Source organism: Sphingomonas sp. IC-56 (genome assembly GCF_021043375.1).
Lineage (GTDB): Bacteria > Pseudomonadota > Alphaproteobacteria > Sphingomonadales > Sphingomonadaceae > Sphingomonas.
Genome location: NZ_JAJNDV010000005.1, coordinates 26631 through 42567 on the forward strand (window position 1 = coordinate 26631; position 15937 = coordinate 42567).

13 protein-coding genes are annotated in these 15937 nt (G+C 65.4%); 6 read left to right on the forward strand and 7 right to left on the reverse strand.

What is annotated here, in order from left to right; all coding sequences use genetic code 11:
• Nucleotides 1–164: 164 nt before the first annotated feature.
• Nucleotides 165–3380, forward strand: a complete 3216-nt coding sequence (locus LQ953_RS08320) for a PAS domain-containing protein (RefSeq protein ID WP_231030268.1) — start codon at nt 165–167, stop codon at nt 3378–3380.
• A 90-nt stretch (nt 3381–3470) separates the two neighbouring features.
• Here LQ953_RS08320 and glnA read toward each other — a convergent pair whose 3' ends face one another.
• Both glnA and LQ953_RS08330 read right to left on the reverse strand, forming a co-directional pair.
• Nucleotides 3471–4883, reverse strand: coding sequence for a type I glutamate--ammonia ligase (gene glnA, locus LQ953_RS08325; protein WP_231030269.1), 1413 nt, complete (start codon nt 4881–4883; stop codon nt 3471–3473).
• 92 nt (nt 4884–4975) lie between these two features.
• Entirely contained in the window at nt 4976–5314 is a 339-nt protein-coding gene (locus tag LQ953_RS08330) for a P-II family nitrogen regulator (RefSeq protein WP_184088388.1), read from the reverse strand.
• A 207-nt stretch (nt 5315–5521) separates the two neighbouring features.
• Between LQ953_RS08330 and LQ953_RS08335 the strand changes: the two genes are divergently transcribed.
• On the forward strand, nt 5522–5773 hold the full coding sequence (locus tag LQ953_RS08335; RefSeq protein ID WP_231030270.1) for a hypothetical protein: 252 nt from the start codon (nt 5522–5524) through the stop codon (nt 5771–5773).
• A 140-nt stretch (nt 5774–5913) separates the two neighbouring features.
• On the opposite strand, the gene map is transcribed toward LQ953_RS08335, so the two are convergent.
• Nucleotides 5914–6741 (reverse strand): type I methionyl aminopeptidase, encoded by an 828-nt coding sequence (gene map / locus LQ953_RS08340; protein WP_231030271.1) that lies wholly within the window; start codon nt 6739–6741, stop codon nt 5914–5916.
• A gap of 53 nt (nt 6742–6794) precedes the next feature.
• On the opposite strand from map, the gene LQ953_RS08345 reads away from it, so the two are divergent.
• Complete coding sequence (locus LQ953_RS08345; protein WP_231030272.1) at nt 6795–7550, forward strand: competence/damage-inducible protein A; 756 nt, start codon at nt 6795–6797, stop codon at nt 7548–7550.
• A 227-nt stretch (nt 7551–7777) separates the two neighbouring features.
• Here the strand turns inward: LQ953_RS08345 and LQ953_RS08350 are convergent, their stop codons facing one another.
• Nucleotides 7778–9172 carry a M20/M25/M40 family metallo-hydrolase gene (locus LQ953_RS08350; RefSeq protein ID WP_231030273.1) on the reverse strand — a complete coding sequence of 465 codons (1395 nt, stop codon included), beginning with the start codon at nt 9170–9172 and terminating at the stop codon, nt 7778–7780.
• A gap of 108 nt (nt 9173–9280) precedes the next feature.
• Nucleotides 9281–10246, reverse strand: coding sequence for an asparaginase (locus LQ953_RS08355; protein ID WP_231030274.1), 966 nt, complete (start codon nt 10244–10246; stop codon nt 9281–9283).
• A gap of 187 nt (nt 10247–10433) precedes the next feature.
• Here LQ953_RS08355 and LQ953_RS08360 point away from each other — a divergent pair, with 187 nt between their 5' ends.
• The 3 genes from LQ953_RS08360 to LQ953_RS08370 all read left to right on the forward strand — a co-directional run bounded on the left by LQ953_RS08360 (nt 10434) and on the right by LQ953_RS08370 (nt 14376).
• On the forward strand, nt 10434–13181 hold the full coding sequence (locus LQ953_RS08360) for a [protein-PII] uridylyltransferase (RefSeq protein WP_231030275.1): 2748 nt from the start codon (nt 10434–10436) through the stop codon (nt 13179–13181).
• Between the two features lie 14 nt (nt 13182–13195).
• Nucleotides 13196–13579 (forward strand): VOC family protein, encoded by a 384-nt coding sequence (locus LQ953_RS08365; RefSeq protein ID WP_231030276.1) that lies wholly within the window; start codon nt 13196–13198, stop codon nt 13577–13579.
• A 272-nt stretch (nt 13580–13851) separates the two neighbouring features.
• On the forward strand, nt 13852–14376 hold the full coding sequence (locus tag LQ953_RS08370; protein WP_231030277.1) for a DUF1697 domain-containing protein: 525 nt from the start codon (nt 13852–13854) through the stop codon (nt 14374–14376).
• A 38-nt stretch (nt 14377–14414) separates the two neighbouring features.
• On the opposite strand, the gene LQ953_RS08375 is transcribed toward LQ953_RS08370, so the two are convergent.
• Both LQ953_RS08375 and infC read right to left on the reverse strand, forming a co-directional pair.
• A complete protein-coding gene (locus tag LQ953_RS08375; RefSeq protein WP_231030278.1) occupies nt 14415–15284 on the reverse strand; it encodes a glycoside hydrolase family 16 protein in 870 nt (289 codons plus the stop codon).
• On the reverse strand, nt 15281–15817 hold the full coding sequence (gene infC, locus LQ953_RS08380) for a translation initiation factor IF-3 (RefSeq protein ID WP_231030279.1): 537 nt from the start codon (nt 15815–15817) through the stop codon (nt 15281–15283). Before infC ends, LQ953_RS08375 begins: the two co-directional genes overlap by 4 nt.
• Between the last annotated feature and the right edge of the window lie 120 nt (nt 15818–15937).

Below are 15937 nucleotides of genomic sequence, written 5' to 3' on the forward strand. Positions count from 1 at the left end.
GGTATGCCTGCTGAACCCGGGATCAATGGGCGGCCAAGCATCCGGGTCCGTGAGAGATGCGCTCGCAAGAGCGCGCATGGCTGCTTGAGCGCATGTCGCCTCTGCTCTAAGATCGTTCAGATTGAACGCGTTGGAACGTGTTCGTGGGGCCCTCGCCAGCAAATATGCCGAACGAAGACGAACGCCTGAGCGCCCTGCGGCGATTCAACGTGCTGGACACGGCGCCCGAACCGCACTTCGACCAGATCGTGGCGCTGGTGCAAGGCGTCTGCCAGGTGCCTATCGCGCTGATCAGCCTGGTCGACCAGCACCGCCAATGGTTCAAGGCACGCGCGGGGACCGACGCTGAGCAAACCTCCATCAACACCTCGGTATGTGCCCTGGCGATCCGGCAGGAAGGGCTGTTCCAGATCGAGGACCTGAGCGCGGATCCGCGAACGGCGGCAATGTCGCTGGTGACCGCCGATCCGTACATCCGCTTCTATGCCGGCATGCCCCTGGTGACGCAGGATGGGATGGCAGTCGGAAGCCTGTGCGCGATCGACACCGCGCCGCGCCCCGGTGGGTTGAACCCGATGCAGCAGGATGCGCTGCGGCTACTTGGTCAGCAGGTGGTGGCGCTTCTCGAACTGCGGCTCGCGGTGGACAAGCGCGAGGACGCACTGACGCGATCGGAAACGGCGCGGCAGGCACAGGCGTCGCGCGACCGCTACCATTCCATCGTCGACTCCGCGATCGACAGTGCGATCATCGCCTTCGACGCCGATGGCCGTGTCACCAGCTGGAACCAGGGCGCGCAGACGATCCTCGGTTGGAGCGAGGTCGAGATGCTCGGCCGAACGGCTGAGCGGATGTTCACGCCTGAAGATGTCGCGAACGGCGTGCCGGCTCAGGAGTTCGAAACCGCGCTGCGCGATGGCCGCGCTTCCGACGAGCGTTGGCATGTCCGCAAGGACGGCAGCCGGTTCTACGCGCATGGCGCGATGACGCCGCTCGCCGGCGCTTCCGGTCCCGGGTTCGTCAAGGCCCTGCGCGACATCACGCCTGAGCATGCGATGCGCAGCGCGCTGGAGCTCAGCCGCGAACGCGCCGCCATCGCCACCCGCTCGGCGCGTCTGGGCACGTTCGATTATCGCATCATGGAAGGCGTGCTCGAATGGGATGACCGCTGCCGCGAACTCTTCGGGCTCAGCCCCGGCGCGCCGGTCAGCTATGAGGAAGCGTTCCTGCGCGGCGTCCATCCCGACGACCGCGTGCGCGCCGATGCCGCCGTCGCAGCGTCGCTGGACGCTGCGGGGCCCGGCACCTTTGAAATCGAATATCGCACCATCGGCATCGAGGATGGCAAGCTGCGTTACGTCTCCGCCAGGGGACAGGCCTATTTCGAAGACGGACGCCCGGTGCGCCTCGTCGGCACCGCACAGGACGTCACCAAGGAGCGGCTGGCACAGATCCGCGTGCAGGAGACCGAGGAGCGGCTTCGGCTCGCCGGGCGGGCGACGAACGACGCAATCTGGGACTGGGACCTCGTTTCCGATGCCATCGCGTGGAACGAGGCACTGTACACGGCCTATGGGCACGAGCGCGAAGCGGCGAGCGAAAGCGGGGCTTGGTGGATCGCGCACATCCATGCCGAGGATCGTGACCGGATCGACCGCGAGATTCACGCGGTTATCGAAGGTGAGGGGACCGACTGGATCGGCGAATATCGCTTTGAGCGCGCCGATGGCAGCTATGCCGATGTGCGCGATCGCGGCTATGTGATCCGCGACGAGCAGGGACAGGCGATCCGCATGGTCGGCGCCATGCTCGACCAGTCCGACCGCGTCGCGGCCGAACGGCGCATGCAGGCGAGCCTGGAGGAAAGCGCCGCCGAACTCGACCGGCTCTGGCGTTACTCGCCCGACCTTCAGGCGGCGATTTCCTCCGACTGGGTCATCCGCGAGGCGAACGCAGCCTGGGATCGCACCTTGGGCTTCGCAAGCGAGGACGTGGAAGGCTGCCCGTTCATCGACCTGGTCCACCCCGAAGACCGCGCCCGGATCGAAACCGTGCTCGCCGACGCAGACGCGGCGCCCGGCTTTGCCTTCGAAGTACGCCACCTGCACCGCAACGGGGCCGTGCATCACATCGCCTGGGTCGCCGCGGCAAGCGGCACGCTGGTGTTCCTCACCGGCCGCGACATGACCGCCGAACGCGCGCAGCAGGAAACGTTGCGTCAGACCGAGGACGCCCTGCGCCAGGCGCAGAAGGTCGAGGCGGTGGGCCAGCTGACCGGCGGCGTGGCCCATGACTTCAACAACCTGCTCACCGTAATCCGCGGATCGGTGGACCTGCTACGCCGCTCCAACCTGACCGAGGAAAAGCGGGCGCGCTATGTCGATGCGATCGCCGACACCGCGGAGCGTGCCACCCGCCTCACCAGCCAGCTGCTCGCCTTCGCCCGCCGCCAGGCGCTCGAGCCCGAGGTGTTCGACGCGGCCGCCAGCATCCACCGGCTGAAGGACATGATCCGCACGCTCACCGGCTCGCGGATTGAGACCGTCTACGGCCTTCCGAGCGCGCCCTGCTGGGTCAACGCCGATCCCAGCCAGTTCGACACCGCGATCGTCAACATGGCGGTGAACGCGCGCGACGCGATGGACGGCAGCGGCACGCTGACCATCCGCGTCGAGCAGGTGGATACCCTGCCGGAGATGCGCCGCCACCCGTCCCGCACGATGGAAGCCGTGGCGATCTCGCTCCAGGACACCGGCAACGGTATCGCCCCCGACAAGATCGAGCACATCTTTGAGCCGTTCTTCACGACTAAGAGCGTTGGGCAGGGCACCGGACTCGGCCTCAGCCAGGTGTTCGGCTTTGCCAAGCAGTCGGGCGGCGAAGTCGTGGTGGACAGCGAGCCGGGCAAGGGCGCGACCTTCACGCTCTATCTGCCCCGCGCCATGACGGGCGAGGGCGCGAGCCCCGAACCCGCGCCGATAGGCCGCGCGCTGGAGGCCGGCGCCTGTATCCTGGTGGTCGAGGACAACAAGGAAGTTGGCGAATTCGCCACCAGCGCGCTCGCCGAGCTTGGCTATGGCTCCCACTGGGTCGCCTCGGCCGATGCCGCGATGGCGGAACTGGCGCGCTCGGCGAAGTCCTATGACGCGGTCTTCACTGACGTCGTGATGCCGGGCCGCTCCGGCATGGAACTGGCGCAGGACATTCGGGCCGCCTATGCTTGGCTGCCGATCGTGCTGACCAGCGGCTACAGCCATATCCTGGCCGAAAGCGGCACCCGCGGCTTCGACCTGCTGCGCAAACCCTATTCGATCGAGGAGCTCGCCCGCATGCTGCGCGCGGTAAGCGAGCGGGCGCCGGGCAAAGCCGGCCCGGCCTGAGCCCACTTACTCGGCAAGGCGGCCTCGACAGAAGAAAGGGCGCCCCAGCCAAAGCCGGGACGCCCCTCCAATCGCACGAAGCCGAAGCGCTTACGCGCTGTAGTACATGTCGTATTCGACCGGGCTCGGCGTCATCTCCCAACGGGCGACGTCGGCGCGCTTGATCTCGACATAGGCCTCGATCTGGTCGCGGGTGAACACATCGCCCTTCAGCAGGAAGTCCATATCGGCTTCCAGGCTGTCCAGCGCTTCACGCAGCGAGCCGCACACCGTCGGCACCTGCTCCAGCTCGGCCGGCGGCAGGTCGTACAGGTTCTTGTCCATCGGGTCGCCCGGATGGATCTTGTTCTGGATGCCGTCCAGGCCGGCCATCAGGATCGCCGCATAGCAGAGATACGGATTGGCGAGCGCGTCGGGGAAGCGGAACTCGACGCGCTTGGCCTTGCTGCCCGCACCATACGGGATGCGGCACGATGCCGAACGGTTGCGCGACGAATAGGCCAGCAGCACCGGCGCTTCATAACCCGGAACCAGCCGCTTGTAGCTGTTGGTCGACGGATTGGTGAACGCGTTCAGCGCCTTGGCGTGCTTGATCACGCCGCCGATGAAATACAGGCACATGTCCGAAAGGCCCGCATAGCCGTTGCCGGCGAACAGCGGGTTGCCCTTGTCCCAGATCGAAAAGTGGGTGTGCATGCCGCTGCCGTTATCTTCCTTGATCGGCTTGGGCATGAAGGTCGCGGTCTTGCCATATGCGTGCGCCACCTGGTGCACGACATACTTGTAGATCTGCATGCGGTCGGCGGTCTGGACCAGCGTGCCATAGGTCAGGCCCAGCTCGTGCTGCGCGGCCGCAACTTCGTGGTGGTGCTTGTCGCACGGCAGGCCCATTTCGATCATGGTCGACACCATCTCGCCGCGAATGTCGACGGCGCTGTCGACCGGCGCGACGGGGAAATAGCCGCCCTTGGCGCGCGGGCGGTGGCCCATATTGCCGGCTTCATATTCGCGGCCCGAATTGCCGGGCAGCTCGATGTCGTCGATCGCATAATAGCTGGTCGAGTAGCTGTTCTCGAAGCGCACATCGTCGAACATGAAGAACTCGGCCTCCGGGCCGACATAGACGGTGTCGCCAATGCCCAGCGACTGGAGATAGGCCTCGGAACGCTTTGCGGTCGAACGCGGATCGCGGGTGTACAGCTCGCCGGTCGAAGGCTCGACGATGTCGCACACCAGGATCAGCATCGGCGTGGCCGAGAACGGATCGGTCCACACTGCGTCCAGATCGGGCTTGAGCACCATGTCGGACTCGTTGATCGCCTTCCAGCCTTCGATCGACGATCCGTCGAACATCAGGCCGTCGGTGAGTTCATCCTCGCCGATCAGACCCGCGACCATGGTCAGGTGCTGCCACTTGCCCTTGGGGTCGGTGAAGCGCAGGTCGATCCATTCGATCTCCTGCTCCTTGATCATCTTGAGGATGTCGCTGGCCGAATTCGCCATGGTAAGCCCTTTCGCTCTCTTTCGTGCGCCCATCGAATCGGGCAATATTGTTGCTTGTGCAGGTGCGGCAATCGCCCCTGCGGGAGCGCGCGTCAAATCGCGTTTTCGTTGCGCTCGCCGGTGCGGATACGCAGTGCCGTCTCGACGGGGATGACGAAGATCTTGCCATCGCCGATGCGCCCAGTCTGGGCGGCGTTCGCCACCGCTTCGACCACGCGCTCGGCCAGCGAGTCTTCGACGACCACTTCGAGTTTCACCTTGGGCAGGAAGTCGACCACATATTCGGCGCCGCGATAGAGTTCGGTGTGGCCTTTCTGCCGGCCGAAACCCTTGGCTTCGGTCACGGTGATGCCGCTCACGCCAACCTCGTGCAGCGCCTCCTTAACTTCATCCAGCTTGAACGGCTTGATGATGGCTTCGATCTTCTTCACGTCAAACCCCCAGGATCCGAGGCACTACCCCCGGCGCGCGTGTCGCAACAACCGTGCCAGAGCCGGAGTCGGCCATTCCCCTCGGGTCGCATGCCGCAGGACGTGAAACAAGTGCCCGTCAAACCGGCAGGCGGAGGCTGGCTGCCTGTTGAAGAGGCAGCTTTGGCTCGGAACAACGCTGGGGTATTCACGTTTGTGAAGGTTGTGATGAGCCCGGCCGCAAATACCTTCCTGCCGATGACGGCCCCCGCAGTGCTTCGCCGCTGCACCGCTCCGGAATCATCCGACAGAGAGGCGGCAGTGGTCGCAAAGGGGCCGCTGATCATCATGGCCCATGGCCTGATGGCGATGGACGCTGCCATGCGCAGCGAGTTCAGGATCACCAGCCCCGTCGGCGAATTCAGCGCAGACGACACCGCCCAGCTCCTGCACCGCTGGCTGACCCCACGCGCCATCTGACGCGCAGAAGCTCGCCACTCCCACCCGTTCCCCGGCGAAGGCCGGGGCCCAGCTGCAATGCCACTAAAGACGGCAGGAAATCGCCGCCACTACAGGAAGCTACCCGGCCAGCCTAAACCACCACGCCGGCAGGCCGATCCTCAATACGGCGGACGATCCAACCCTGCAGGGCTCTGCGTAAAGATCTCGCACCCATCCTCGGTAATGCCGATCGAATGCTCGAACTGTGCCGACAGTGAACGGTCGCGGGTCACCGCCGTCCAGCCATCGTCGAGCACCTTCACATCGGCGCGCCCGATGTTGATCATCGGCTCGACCGTGAAGATCATCCCCGGCTTCAGCTCAGGCCCGGTGCCTGGACGGCCGACATGGACCACCTCTGGCACGTCGTGGAACACCTGACCCACGCCATGACCGCAGAAATCGCGCACCACGCCATAGCGGTGCTTCTCCGCATGGCGCTGGATCGCGTGGCTGATATCGCCCAGATGATTGCCGGGCTTGGCCTGTTCCAGCCCCAGCATCAGGCACTCATAGGTCACGTCCACCAGCCGGCGCGCCTTGATCGGCACATCGCCGGCCAGATACATGCGGCTGGAATCGCCATGCCAGCCGTCGAGCAGCGGCGTCACATCGACGTTCAGGATGTCGCCATCCTTCAGCTTGCGGTCTTCCGACGGGATGCCGTGGCACACGACGTGGTTGATCGAGATACAGCTCGAATGGGTGTAGCCGCGATAGCCAAGCGTCGCCGGCACAGCGCCCGCATCCAGCGTCATTTGCCGGATAATGTCGTCCAGCGCCTGGGTCGACACGCCGGGCACCACATGCGGCACCAGTGCGTCCAGGATCTCGGCGGCCAGCTTTCCCGCCTTGCGCATGCCGGCAAATCCCTCGGGACCATGCAGCTTGATGGCGTTGGTACGGGCGTGCGGCGTATCGGCGGTGACGGTCACATATTCGGTCATGCGCGGCCATATAGGCGTTTGCGCCCGCCTTTGCGAGATCGTAGGTTTACGGCATGATCGAGCGCATCTGGACGGCCGCATTGGTGGTGATCGGGGATGAAATCCTGTCGGGCCGCACCGTGGACAAGAACGTGGCGCAGCTGGCCAGCTGGCTCAACGTGCAGGGCATCCGTCTTGCCGAAGTGCGCATCGTCCCCGACGTGGAAAGCGCGATTGTCGAAGCCGTGAACACCCTGCGCGCGCGCAACGATTATCTCTTCACCACTGGCGGCATCGGCCCCACCCATGACGACATCACCGTCGACGCGATCGCGGCGGCGCTCGGCGTTCCCGTCGTTGTGCATCCCGAAGCACAGGCGACGCTGGATGCCTATTACGCGACCCGTGGCGGCTTGACCGAAGCACGGCTGCGCATGGCCCGCGTGCCGCAGGGCGCCGAGCTTATCCCGAACGCGATGTCGGGGGCGCCCGGCATCCGCCACGGCAACATCTTCATCCTGGCCGGCGTGCCGCACATCGCCGCGGGCATGCTCGACGCGCTGACCGGCACGCTCGAAGGCGGCCTGCCGGTCCTCTCGCGTACGGTCGGCGCGTGGGTGGCCGAAAGCGAAGTCGCCGATCTGCTGCGGGACACCGAACGTGCCCATGCCGGCGTGTCGATCGGCAGCTACCCCTTCTTCCGCGAAGGCCGCGTCGGCGCCAACTTCGTCGTCCGCGCCACTGACCAGGCGCTGCTAGATACCTGCGCCAACGCCCTTACCGCCGCGCTGGACGAACAGGGCAGAGCGCCGGTCAACGGCGGCATCTAGCCTACACCCGCCGGCAAACCACAAGCAGTTCCCCGGCGAAGGCCGGGGCCCAGCTGCAAGCGCTCCAAAGCAGCAGGTTCGGCCCTCAAAGATCCTCCCCCGGAGGGGGAGGGGGCCGCTCGCGAAAGCAAGTGGTGGAGGGGTAGTCGCCCCAAGTCACTTCACCCGAAGGCGACACCCTCCACCAGCCCACCGGTTCTTCTCCTCCGAGAGAGGATCACCGCTGCCTACTTTGCCAACCCCATCACCACCGTCCTGTAATACACAATAGACGGAGCAATCTCGCTCAGCGGCGTGCGCTCGTTCAGCCCATGCGCGAAGCTGTCGGACGACTTCATGAAGATCGGGCTGATGCCATAGCTCGGCACGCCCTTGGCCCGGAACCACATGCTATCGCTCGCGCCTGCCGACATCGTCGGCACCACCGGCACATCCTTGAACCGGGCATGCACTGCGCGCGTGACCAGCTGCATCAGGTCGGCACGCACCGGCGAAGCATCGCTCGCTACCGTGCCGCTGTCGACATAGCGCACGCTCACTTCCGGGTCGCCAACCACCTGCGCAAGCGTTGCTTGGATTTGCTCCACCGACGTGCCGGGGAAGATACGGCAATTGACCGTGGCGGCTGCGCGCTGGGGCAGGGCGTTGGGCGCGTGCCCGGCATTCACCATGGTGGCCACGCACGTCGTGCCCGTCTGCCCGATCAGCCCGGGGTCGGCGCGCAGCACCGCGCGTGCTTCCAGATCGTTTGGATTGGCGGCAAAGCGCCGCATCGCATCGGCGATCTTCGGGTCCTTGGCCTGCGCTGCGGAGGCGAGCCAGCTTGCCTTGGTTACGTCGTTGACCTGCCCCGGAAACTCGTGCGCGCCCAACCGCTCCAGCGCGCGGGCAAGCTGATAAATGGCGTTCGCCTTGCGCGGCGCACTGGAATGTCCGCCCGGATTGGTGACGCTCAACTCGTAATCGCCATAGGTCTTCTCGGCGCCTTGCACGCCGAAGATCACCGGCCTGCCGCCCTCGTCCAGCTCGCCGCCACCGCCATCGATGTTCAACAACAGCTCGGCGTCATGATATTGATTTGCAAGAGCGGCGGTGGTTTTCATCGCCGTCTCCTCATCCCCCGACAGCAGCACGACAATGTCCCGCCCCGGCTTGAACCCTTCGCGCTTGAGCTGAATCAGCGTCGACAAGAACGTGGACAAATCGAACTTGTTGTCGGTAGCTCCCCGTCCAAAGATATACCCGTTCTCAACGACCGGCGTGAACGGATCCCGCTCCCAGTCGGCCGGCTTGGCCTCCACCACATCCATGTGACCCGATACCAGGATCGGCTTCGCCCCGTTCCTTGCCTTGCCCGTGCCGCGATACCGCGCGACCAGATACGCCGTATCGCCCAGCTTCTCGACGCGCACGTCCTCCGCCGCAAAACCCCCGGCGACCAGCGCGCCCTTCAGATAGGTCGCATAGTCGAAGGTCTGGTTGCCGGACCCCGCCACTGTGCGAAACGCGATGCCGCGCTTCAAAAGCTCCAGCGCCTGAGCCTCGGCCTGCGGGTTGGCTTGCGCCTGTGCCGTACTCGCCGCTGCCACCAAACCAATGAACGCCAACCCCGCAACCCGCATCTTCTCGCCTCTCGATAAAGCCGCAACGCTAGTCGCCGCGCAGGCCAGGTCAATCGCACACGTTCCCAACGTGCACGAGCACGCGATTTGGGACAGCGGCAATGAAGCTCAACGCGCCAGCCACTCCCGCGCACGCGCCTCGGCTTCGCTGGCCGAGCGCCCGCCGCTCAGCGCCACCGCGAACAACAGCCTGAGCTTGCGGGCGCTGAGGTCCTCGGCCCCCACTGCACCCAGCGCCGCCAGCCTGGCGCCCGACTCATAGGCCGGTGCGGTTCCGCCTTCCAGACAGTGCGTCGCGATGCCCACCAGCACGCCCGCAGCCTTGGCCCGCTCCACCGCCGGCACAAGCTGCGTCGGCACATTGCCACGGCCGAAACCTTCGATCACCAGCCCGCCAACGCCGCCGGCCACCAGTGCATCGATCAACGCCGGGCTGCTGCCAAGCCCAAGCGCTGCGATCTCCACTCGCGGATCGGGGTCGGCCAGCGCGAACACGGGCGCCCGCTTCGGCATGGCCGTTAGGCGAACGCCATGGCCGTCCACCCGACCGATTGCGGTGCCATGGGGCCCGAATGCTTCGGGGCCGCTGCTATCGAGCTTGCGCGCACTGCGCGCCGGCAGGATGCGTCCGCCGAACACGATCACTGTTCCGACGCCGCGCGCGGCCGAGTGGCGCGCCACCGCCACCGCGTCATGCAGGTTCGCAGGGCCGTCGCAGCCGGGCAGCGACGCCGCGCGCTGGGCGCCCGTGAACACCACCGGCATCGAGCCGCCGTGGAAGAGTTCGACTAGGAAGGCGACGTCCTCCATCGTGTCGGTACCGTGCGCCACCACGACGCCAGCCGCTCCATCGGCAGCCGCTTCGGCCACCATGCTGGCCACGTGCATTGCGTCGCCGAACCCCATGTCTTCACTCAGCCCGGCATAGGCCTGGCGCTCGACCACGCCGTCTCGCAACTCGCGCGCAAGGACATCGCGCAGCCCCGCGGTCCCCTGCCGCCCGATCAGCACGCCCTGAGCGTCGGGCAGCGACGCAATCGTGCCGCCCGCATCGATTAGAACCAGCCCGGACATTTCAGCTTTTCTCCTGGCCGCTCTGTAGCGGCATCTGCCAAGAACCTCCTTGGCGGCAAGAACCGGCCCTTGCCAAGCCGCTACGCCAAACGCGCAATCAGCGCCGCCGGCCAGTACTCCGCCGGATGCTCAGAATGCCCCGAAGGAAAGCTGGCGTGCGGCACTGCGCATCTTTATCTCAGCGCGCATGTCCGGCCGCTTTGACTCCGTCCCCAATCGCCGCGCCCTTATCGACCGGCGAGCAGTCGCCGAGCGGCTTGCTGCCATCGGGTCTGGCGACGCGGCGGCGATGCGCCGAGCCGCCACCGCCGAGCTGAAGATCGCGCTGGTTGCAGGGCGTGCGGAGATCGCGCGGCGGCTTCAGGAGCATCCTTCGCGCGGGCTGGAGGCCGCGGCGGCGGGGGCGTTTCTGATCGACCAGCTCTTACGCCTGTTGTGGGACTTCACGGTCGAGCGGCTGCACCCGAACCCCAATCCGACCGCGGCGCAGCGGATGACGCTGATCGCAGTGGGCGGCTACGGCCGCGGCGAGATGGCGCCGCATTCGGACATCGACCTCGGCTTTCTCACCCCCTGGAAGGTCACCGGCTGGAGCGAGCAGGTGATCGAATCGATGCTTTATTCGCTCTGGGATTTGCAGCTCAAGGTTGGGCATTCGTCGCGCTCGCTGGACGAGATGGTGCGCCAGGCCAGGGGCGATGTGACAGTCCGCACCGCGCTGCTAGAGGCGCGCTATGTCTGGGGAGACACCGGGCTGTATGATGAGGCGGCGCGGCGCTTCAAGGCGGAGGTGCAGCACGATACTGCCCGCGCCTTTGTCGCCCAGAAGCTCGACGAGCGGAACGCACGCCACCGCCGCATGGGCGACAGCCGCTATGTCGTCGAGCCGAACGTGAAGGAAGGGAAGGGCGGCCTTCGCGATCTCCACACGCTCTTCTGGATCGGCAAGTACGCCTATAATGTCGGCGAGCCCGCTGAGCTGGTCGAGAAGGGGCTGCTGACCAAGCTTGAGTTCCGCCAGTTTCGCCGCGCCGAAAACTTCCTTTGGGCGGTGCGCTGTCACCTGCATGAACTAACACGGCGTGCTGAGGACCGGCTTACGTTCGACGTGCAGCGCGAAATTGCCGAGCGGATGCGCTTTGCCGACCGGCCGGGCAAGGCCGCGGTTGAGCGGTTCATGCAGTTCTACTTCCTTCAGGCGAAGATGGTCGGCGACCTGACCGGCGTGTTCCTAGCGCATCTGGACGAGAAATTTGCCGCGCGCGGCAGCCGCTTCGGCCTGCCCACCATGCGTCGGCGCCCGCGCAAGCTGCACGGCTTCGTGCTCGACCGTGGCCGCCTGGCCTTGCCCGATGACGGCTTCTTCCGCGACGATCCCGTGCGGCTGATCGAACTCTTCCAACTGGCCGACCTGCACGAAGTGGAGGTCCATCCGCTAGCGATGCGGGCGGCGGCGCGCGACGCCAAGCTGGTCGATGAAGTGCGTGGCGATCCGCGTGCCAACCGGCTGTTCCTCGACGTCCTGACCAGCCCGCGCGATCCGGAAACCGTGTTGCGCTGGATGAACGAAGCAGGCGTATTCGGTCGCTTCGTGCCCGATTTCGGGCGCGTGGTGGCGCAGATGCAGTTCGATATGTACCACCATTACACGGTGGACGAGCACACCATCCGCGCGATCGGCCTGTTGAACCGGATCGAGCGCGGGCTTCTCGCCGATGACCATCCGCTTGCGACGGCGCTGCTCCCCCGCATCGTGTCGCGGCGTGTGCTGTACGTCGCGGTCCTGCTGCACGACATCGCCAAGGGGCGCCATGGCGATCACTCGATCCTGGGGGCTGCGGTGGCCGAGCGGCTGTGCCCGCGCCTCGGCCTTACGCCTGCGGAGACGGAGACGGTTGCGTGGCTGGTGCGCTGGCACCTGTTGATGTCCGACACCGCCTTCAAGCGCGACCTCAGCGATTTCAAGACCATCCTCGACTTCGCCGAGCGCGTGCAGAGTCCCGAGCGGCTCCGGCTGCTGCTGGCGTTGACGGTGGTCGATATCCGCGCGGTGGGACCCAGTGTGTGGAACAGCTGGAAGCGCCAGTTGCTCGCCAACCTGTTCGAAGCGGCCGAGGAAGTGCTTCAGCTCGGCCATAAGCAGAAGGGGCGCAGCGAGCGCATACTCGTCAAGCAACAGGCGCTGGCCGAACTGCTCGGATGGGACGCGCCGCGGTTTGCGGCGTTCGCCAGCCGCCAGACGGAGGCTTATTGGATCGCGGAGCCGATCGACGTGCTGGAACGCAATGCGCGTCAGGTCGATGCCGCCGGCACCGCCCCGCTGTCGATCGAAGCCCAGGTTTACCCTGAGCGCGGCGCCACGCTGGTCACTGTCTATGCCGCCGATCATCCTGGCTTGTTCTACCGCATTGCAGGAGCGATCCACCTCGCGGGGGGCAACATCATCGACGCCCGGATCCACACGACGCGCGATGGCATGGCACTCGATAATTTCCTGATCCAGGACCCACTCGGCCAGCCCTTTGACGAAGCGACGCGGCTCGAAAGGATCAAGCAGGGCATCACCGATGCGCTGGCGAACCGCGCCAAGCTGCAGGAGCGATTGAAGGCGCGTCCGCTGCCCCGGCTGCGCGCCGACGCATTCCCGATCGAGCCCAATGTCCTGATCGACAATCGCGCGTCCAATCGCTTCACCGTGATCGAAGTCAATGCGCGCGACCGCCCGGCATTGCTGTTCCACCTCGCCCATGCCCTGTTCCAGTCGAAGGTGACGATCCACTCGGCGCATGTCGCGACCTATGGCGAACGCGCGGTGGATACCTTCTACCTGACCGACCTTATCGGTGATAAGATCGAGAGCGCGGGCCGGCTCAAAACGATCGAGCGGCGCCTGCTGGAAGCCGCGGCCGGCCAGGAGATCGCCCAGGCCGCCTGAGCAAGGAGGACGGCATGCCGGTACTCGGATGGGGCGGTTTCTTTTTCCGTGCGCAGGACCCTGAAGGGCTGAGCGCATGGTACCGCGATATGCTGGGCGTAGGCGCTGGCTGCGGCAGGGACGCGCAGGGCCAGTCTAGCGATTGGTTCTGGCACCCTGAACCCGGGCCAGTGGTGTTCGCGCCGTTCAAGGCGGACAGCGACTATTTTGCCGCGGACAAGCAGTGCATGCTCAACTTCCGCGTGCTCGATTTGGACGGGCTGCTGGAGCAACTGAACGCGTCGGGGATCGAGATCATCACCAAGGCGGAATGGGACTCGCCTGAGACGGGGCGCTTCGCGCGCATCCATGATCCCGAGGGCAATCCGATCGAATTGTGGGAACCGCCGCTCGCATGATGACGCCTTTGTTGATCGCGCTGCTCCTCATCAGCGTGGTCGCGTTGGCGGCAGCGGGGCTCGGCCATCTCCATTCGCGATTCGCCGCGGCGAAGGGCGGCGAAGGGCGGCGGGGGCGGCAGCGAAGGCTCTTCGGCTTGGATGCACGCCGACAGTGGAAGCGTTGGCGATTGTGGTGGCGACGGCGGATGCGATTGAGCGGGCAGCAAGGGAACGGGTGAAGCTATAGCGTCTGTCAAAGCTGGACAGACGGACGAGTTGGGGAGGGGCGCATGACCAAGCACATCGCTCTGCTGCGGGGCATCAATGTCGGAGGGCATCGGCGTGTGCCCATGTCGGAACTCCGCGTGCTGACCGAGGAGGTCGGGTTCGGTGACGTTCGGACTTATGTGGCGAGCGGCAATGTCGTGCTGGCGAGCGAACATACATGCGATGTCATCGAGAGCACGCTTGAGCAGGTCATCGAACAGCGCTTCGGATTTGCCGTCGACGTGGTCGCCCGATCCGCGGCGCAATGGACGGGGTATCTGAACAGCAACCCGTTCGTCGCCGAAGGAGCGCGCGAGCCGAACCTCGTCATGCTGTGTATCGGCAAGCAGCCGGCGATGGAGGGCCATGCGGCTTCGCTGCGCGAGCGCGCAGGCGACAACGAACGCGTCGAACTGCGGGGCGACGCCCTATGGCTCTACTTCGGCGATGGATCGGGTCGATCGAAGATGGGCCTTGGGCCTGGTGCGGGGACCTGGACCACACGGAACCTGCGCACGGTGCGCACTATTCACGATATGCTGCGCTAGGAAGGTCGTCAGCTGCCGCCGACCGAGAGAACGCCAGATTAAGGCTTCTGCCATACTCGCACATAGTCGACTTCCATGCGCGCAGGGAGCGCGGCGGGGTCGATGCCCTTCTGGCCGCCCCAGCCGCCGACCGCGACGTTGAGGATCAGGTACTGCGGCGAGGCGAACGGCCAGGTCTTCGGATCACCCTTGCCGTCATTGTCGAAGCGCATATGCGCGTGGCCGTCGATGCCGATCAGAATGCGTTCGGGCGTCCAGTCGAGCTGGTAGTCGTGGAATGCCGTGCACGCGTCAGGCACGGTCGTGTTGGAGCCTTTTTGCGTGCCGATGCTGTGATTGTACGCCTTGGTATGGATCGTGCCGTGGACGCGTCCTTGATCCCAGCCGACATGCTCCATGATATCGATCTCGCCCATGGCAGGCCAGCCGGCGTTCCCGTCCGAGGCGAGCATCCAGATCGCCGGCCACAGGCCGCGGCCGCAGGGGAGCTTGGCGCGCACTTCGATGAAGCCGTATTTCCAATCGGCAATGCCGCGCGTGACAAGCTTGCCCGAGGCATAGTCCTGGCCACCGAAATCCGGCCTGTCGGAAAGCCGCTCGCGCCGGGCCTCGATGATCAGCTTGCCACCCTCGACGCGCGTGTTCTCGCGTCGGGCATCGGCATAATATTGGAGTTCTTCGTTGAACCAGCCCTGCTTGTTGTAGGCGGTGTCATAGCGCCACTTGGCGGGATCCGGCAGTCCGGGCCGGTCGAACTCGTCGGACCAGACCTGGCGGTACGCTGCTGGCCGGACAAGCGGTTCGTCGGTGCCTGCGGTGATCGGCGGACTGTGCACCGTCTGTGCCCCCGCGCCGGAGGGGCAAAGCGCGGCGAGGGCCGCCAGCAGCAGCCCTCGCCAGATCGTCACTTGGGCGAGATGACCATCAGCATCTGACGGCCTTCCATGCGCGGGTAGCTTTCGATCTTCGCGATCTCGGCCGTATCCTCCTGGACGCGCTTCAGCAGCACCATGCCCAGCTGGCCGTGCGACAGCTCGCGGCCGCGGAAGCGCAGGGTGACCTTCACCTTGTCGCCTTCGCCGATGAACTTGTGGATCGCCTTCATCTTCGTATCATAATCATGATCGTCGATGTTGGGACGCATTTTGATCTCCTTGATCTCCTGCGTCTTCTGCGACTTGCGGGCTACGTTGGCCTTTTTCTGGGCCTCGTACTTGAACTTGCCGACGTCGAGGAACTTGGCGACGGGCGGATCGGCGTTGGGCGACACTTCGACCAGGTCGAGACCGACCTCGCGCGCCTGCTCCATCGCCTCGCGCGTGTACATCACGCCGAGATTCTCGCCGTCCTGATCAATCACCCGCACCTTCGGGGACTGAATGAATTCGTTGAACCGAGGCCCATTCATCGGCATCGGTGGCGCGTTCGGGCGCCGCGTCATGGGAGGACGTATAAGACTTGCTCCTGGATCGTTTAAGCTTGCAGCGTTCAATATAGGCTTCAGCGGGAAGATTTGGAAGCGCCAGAGGTTCCCGCCTTTGCGAAATCCGGCTTGTGTGAC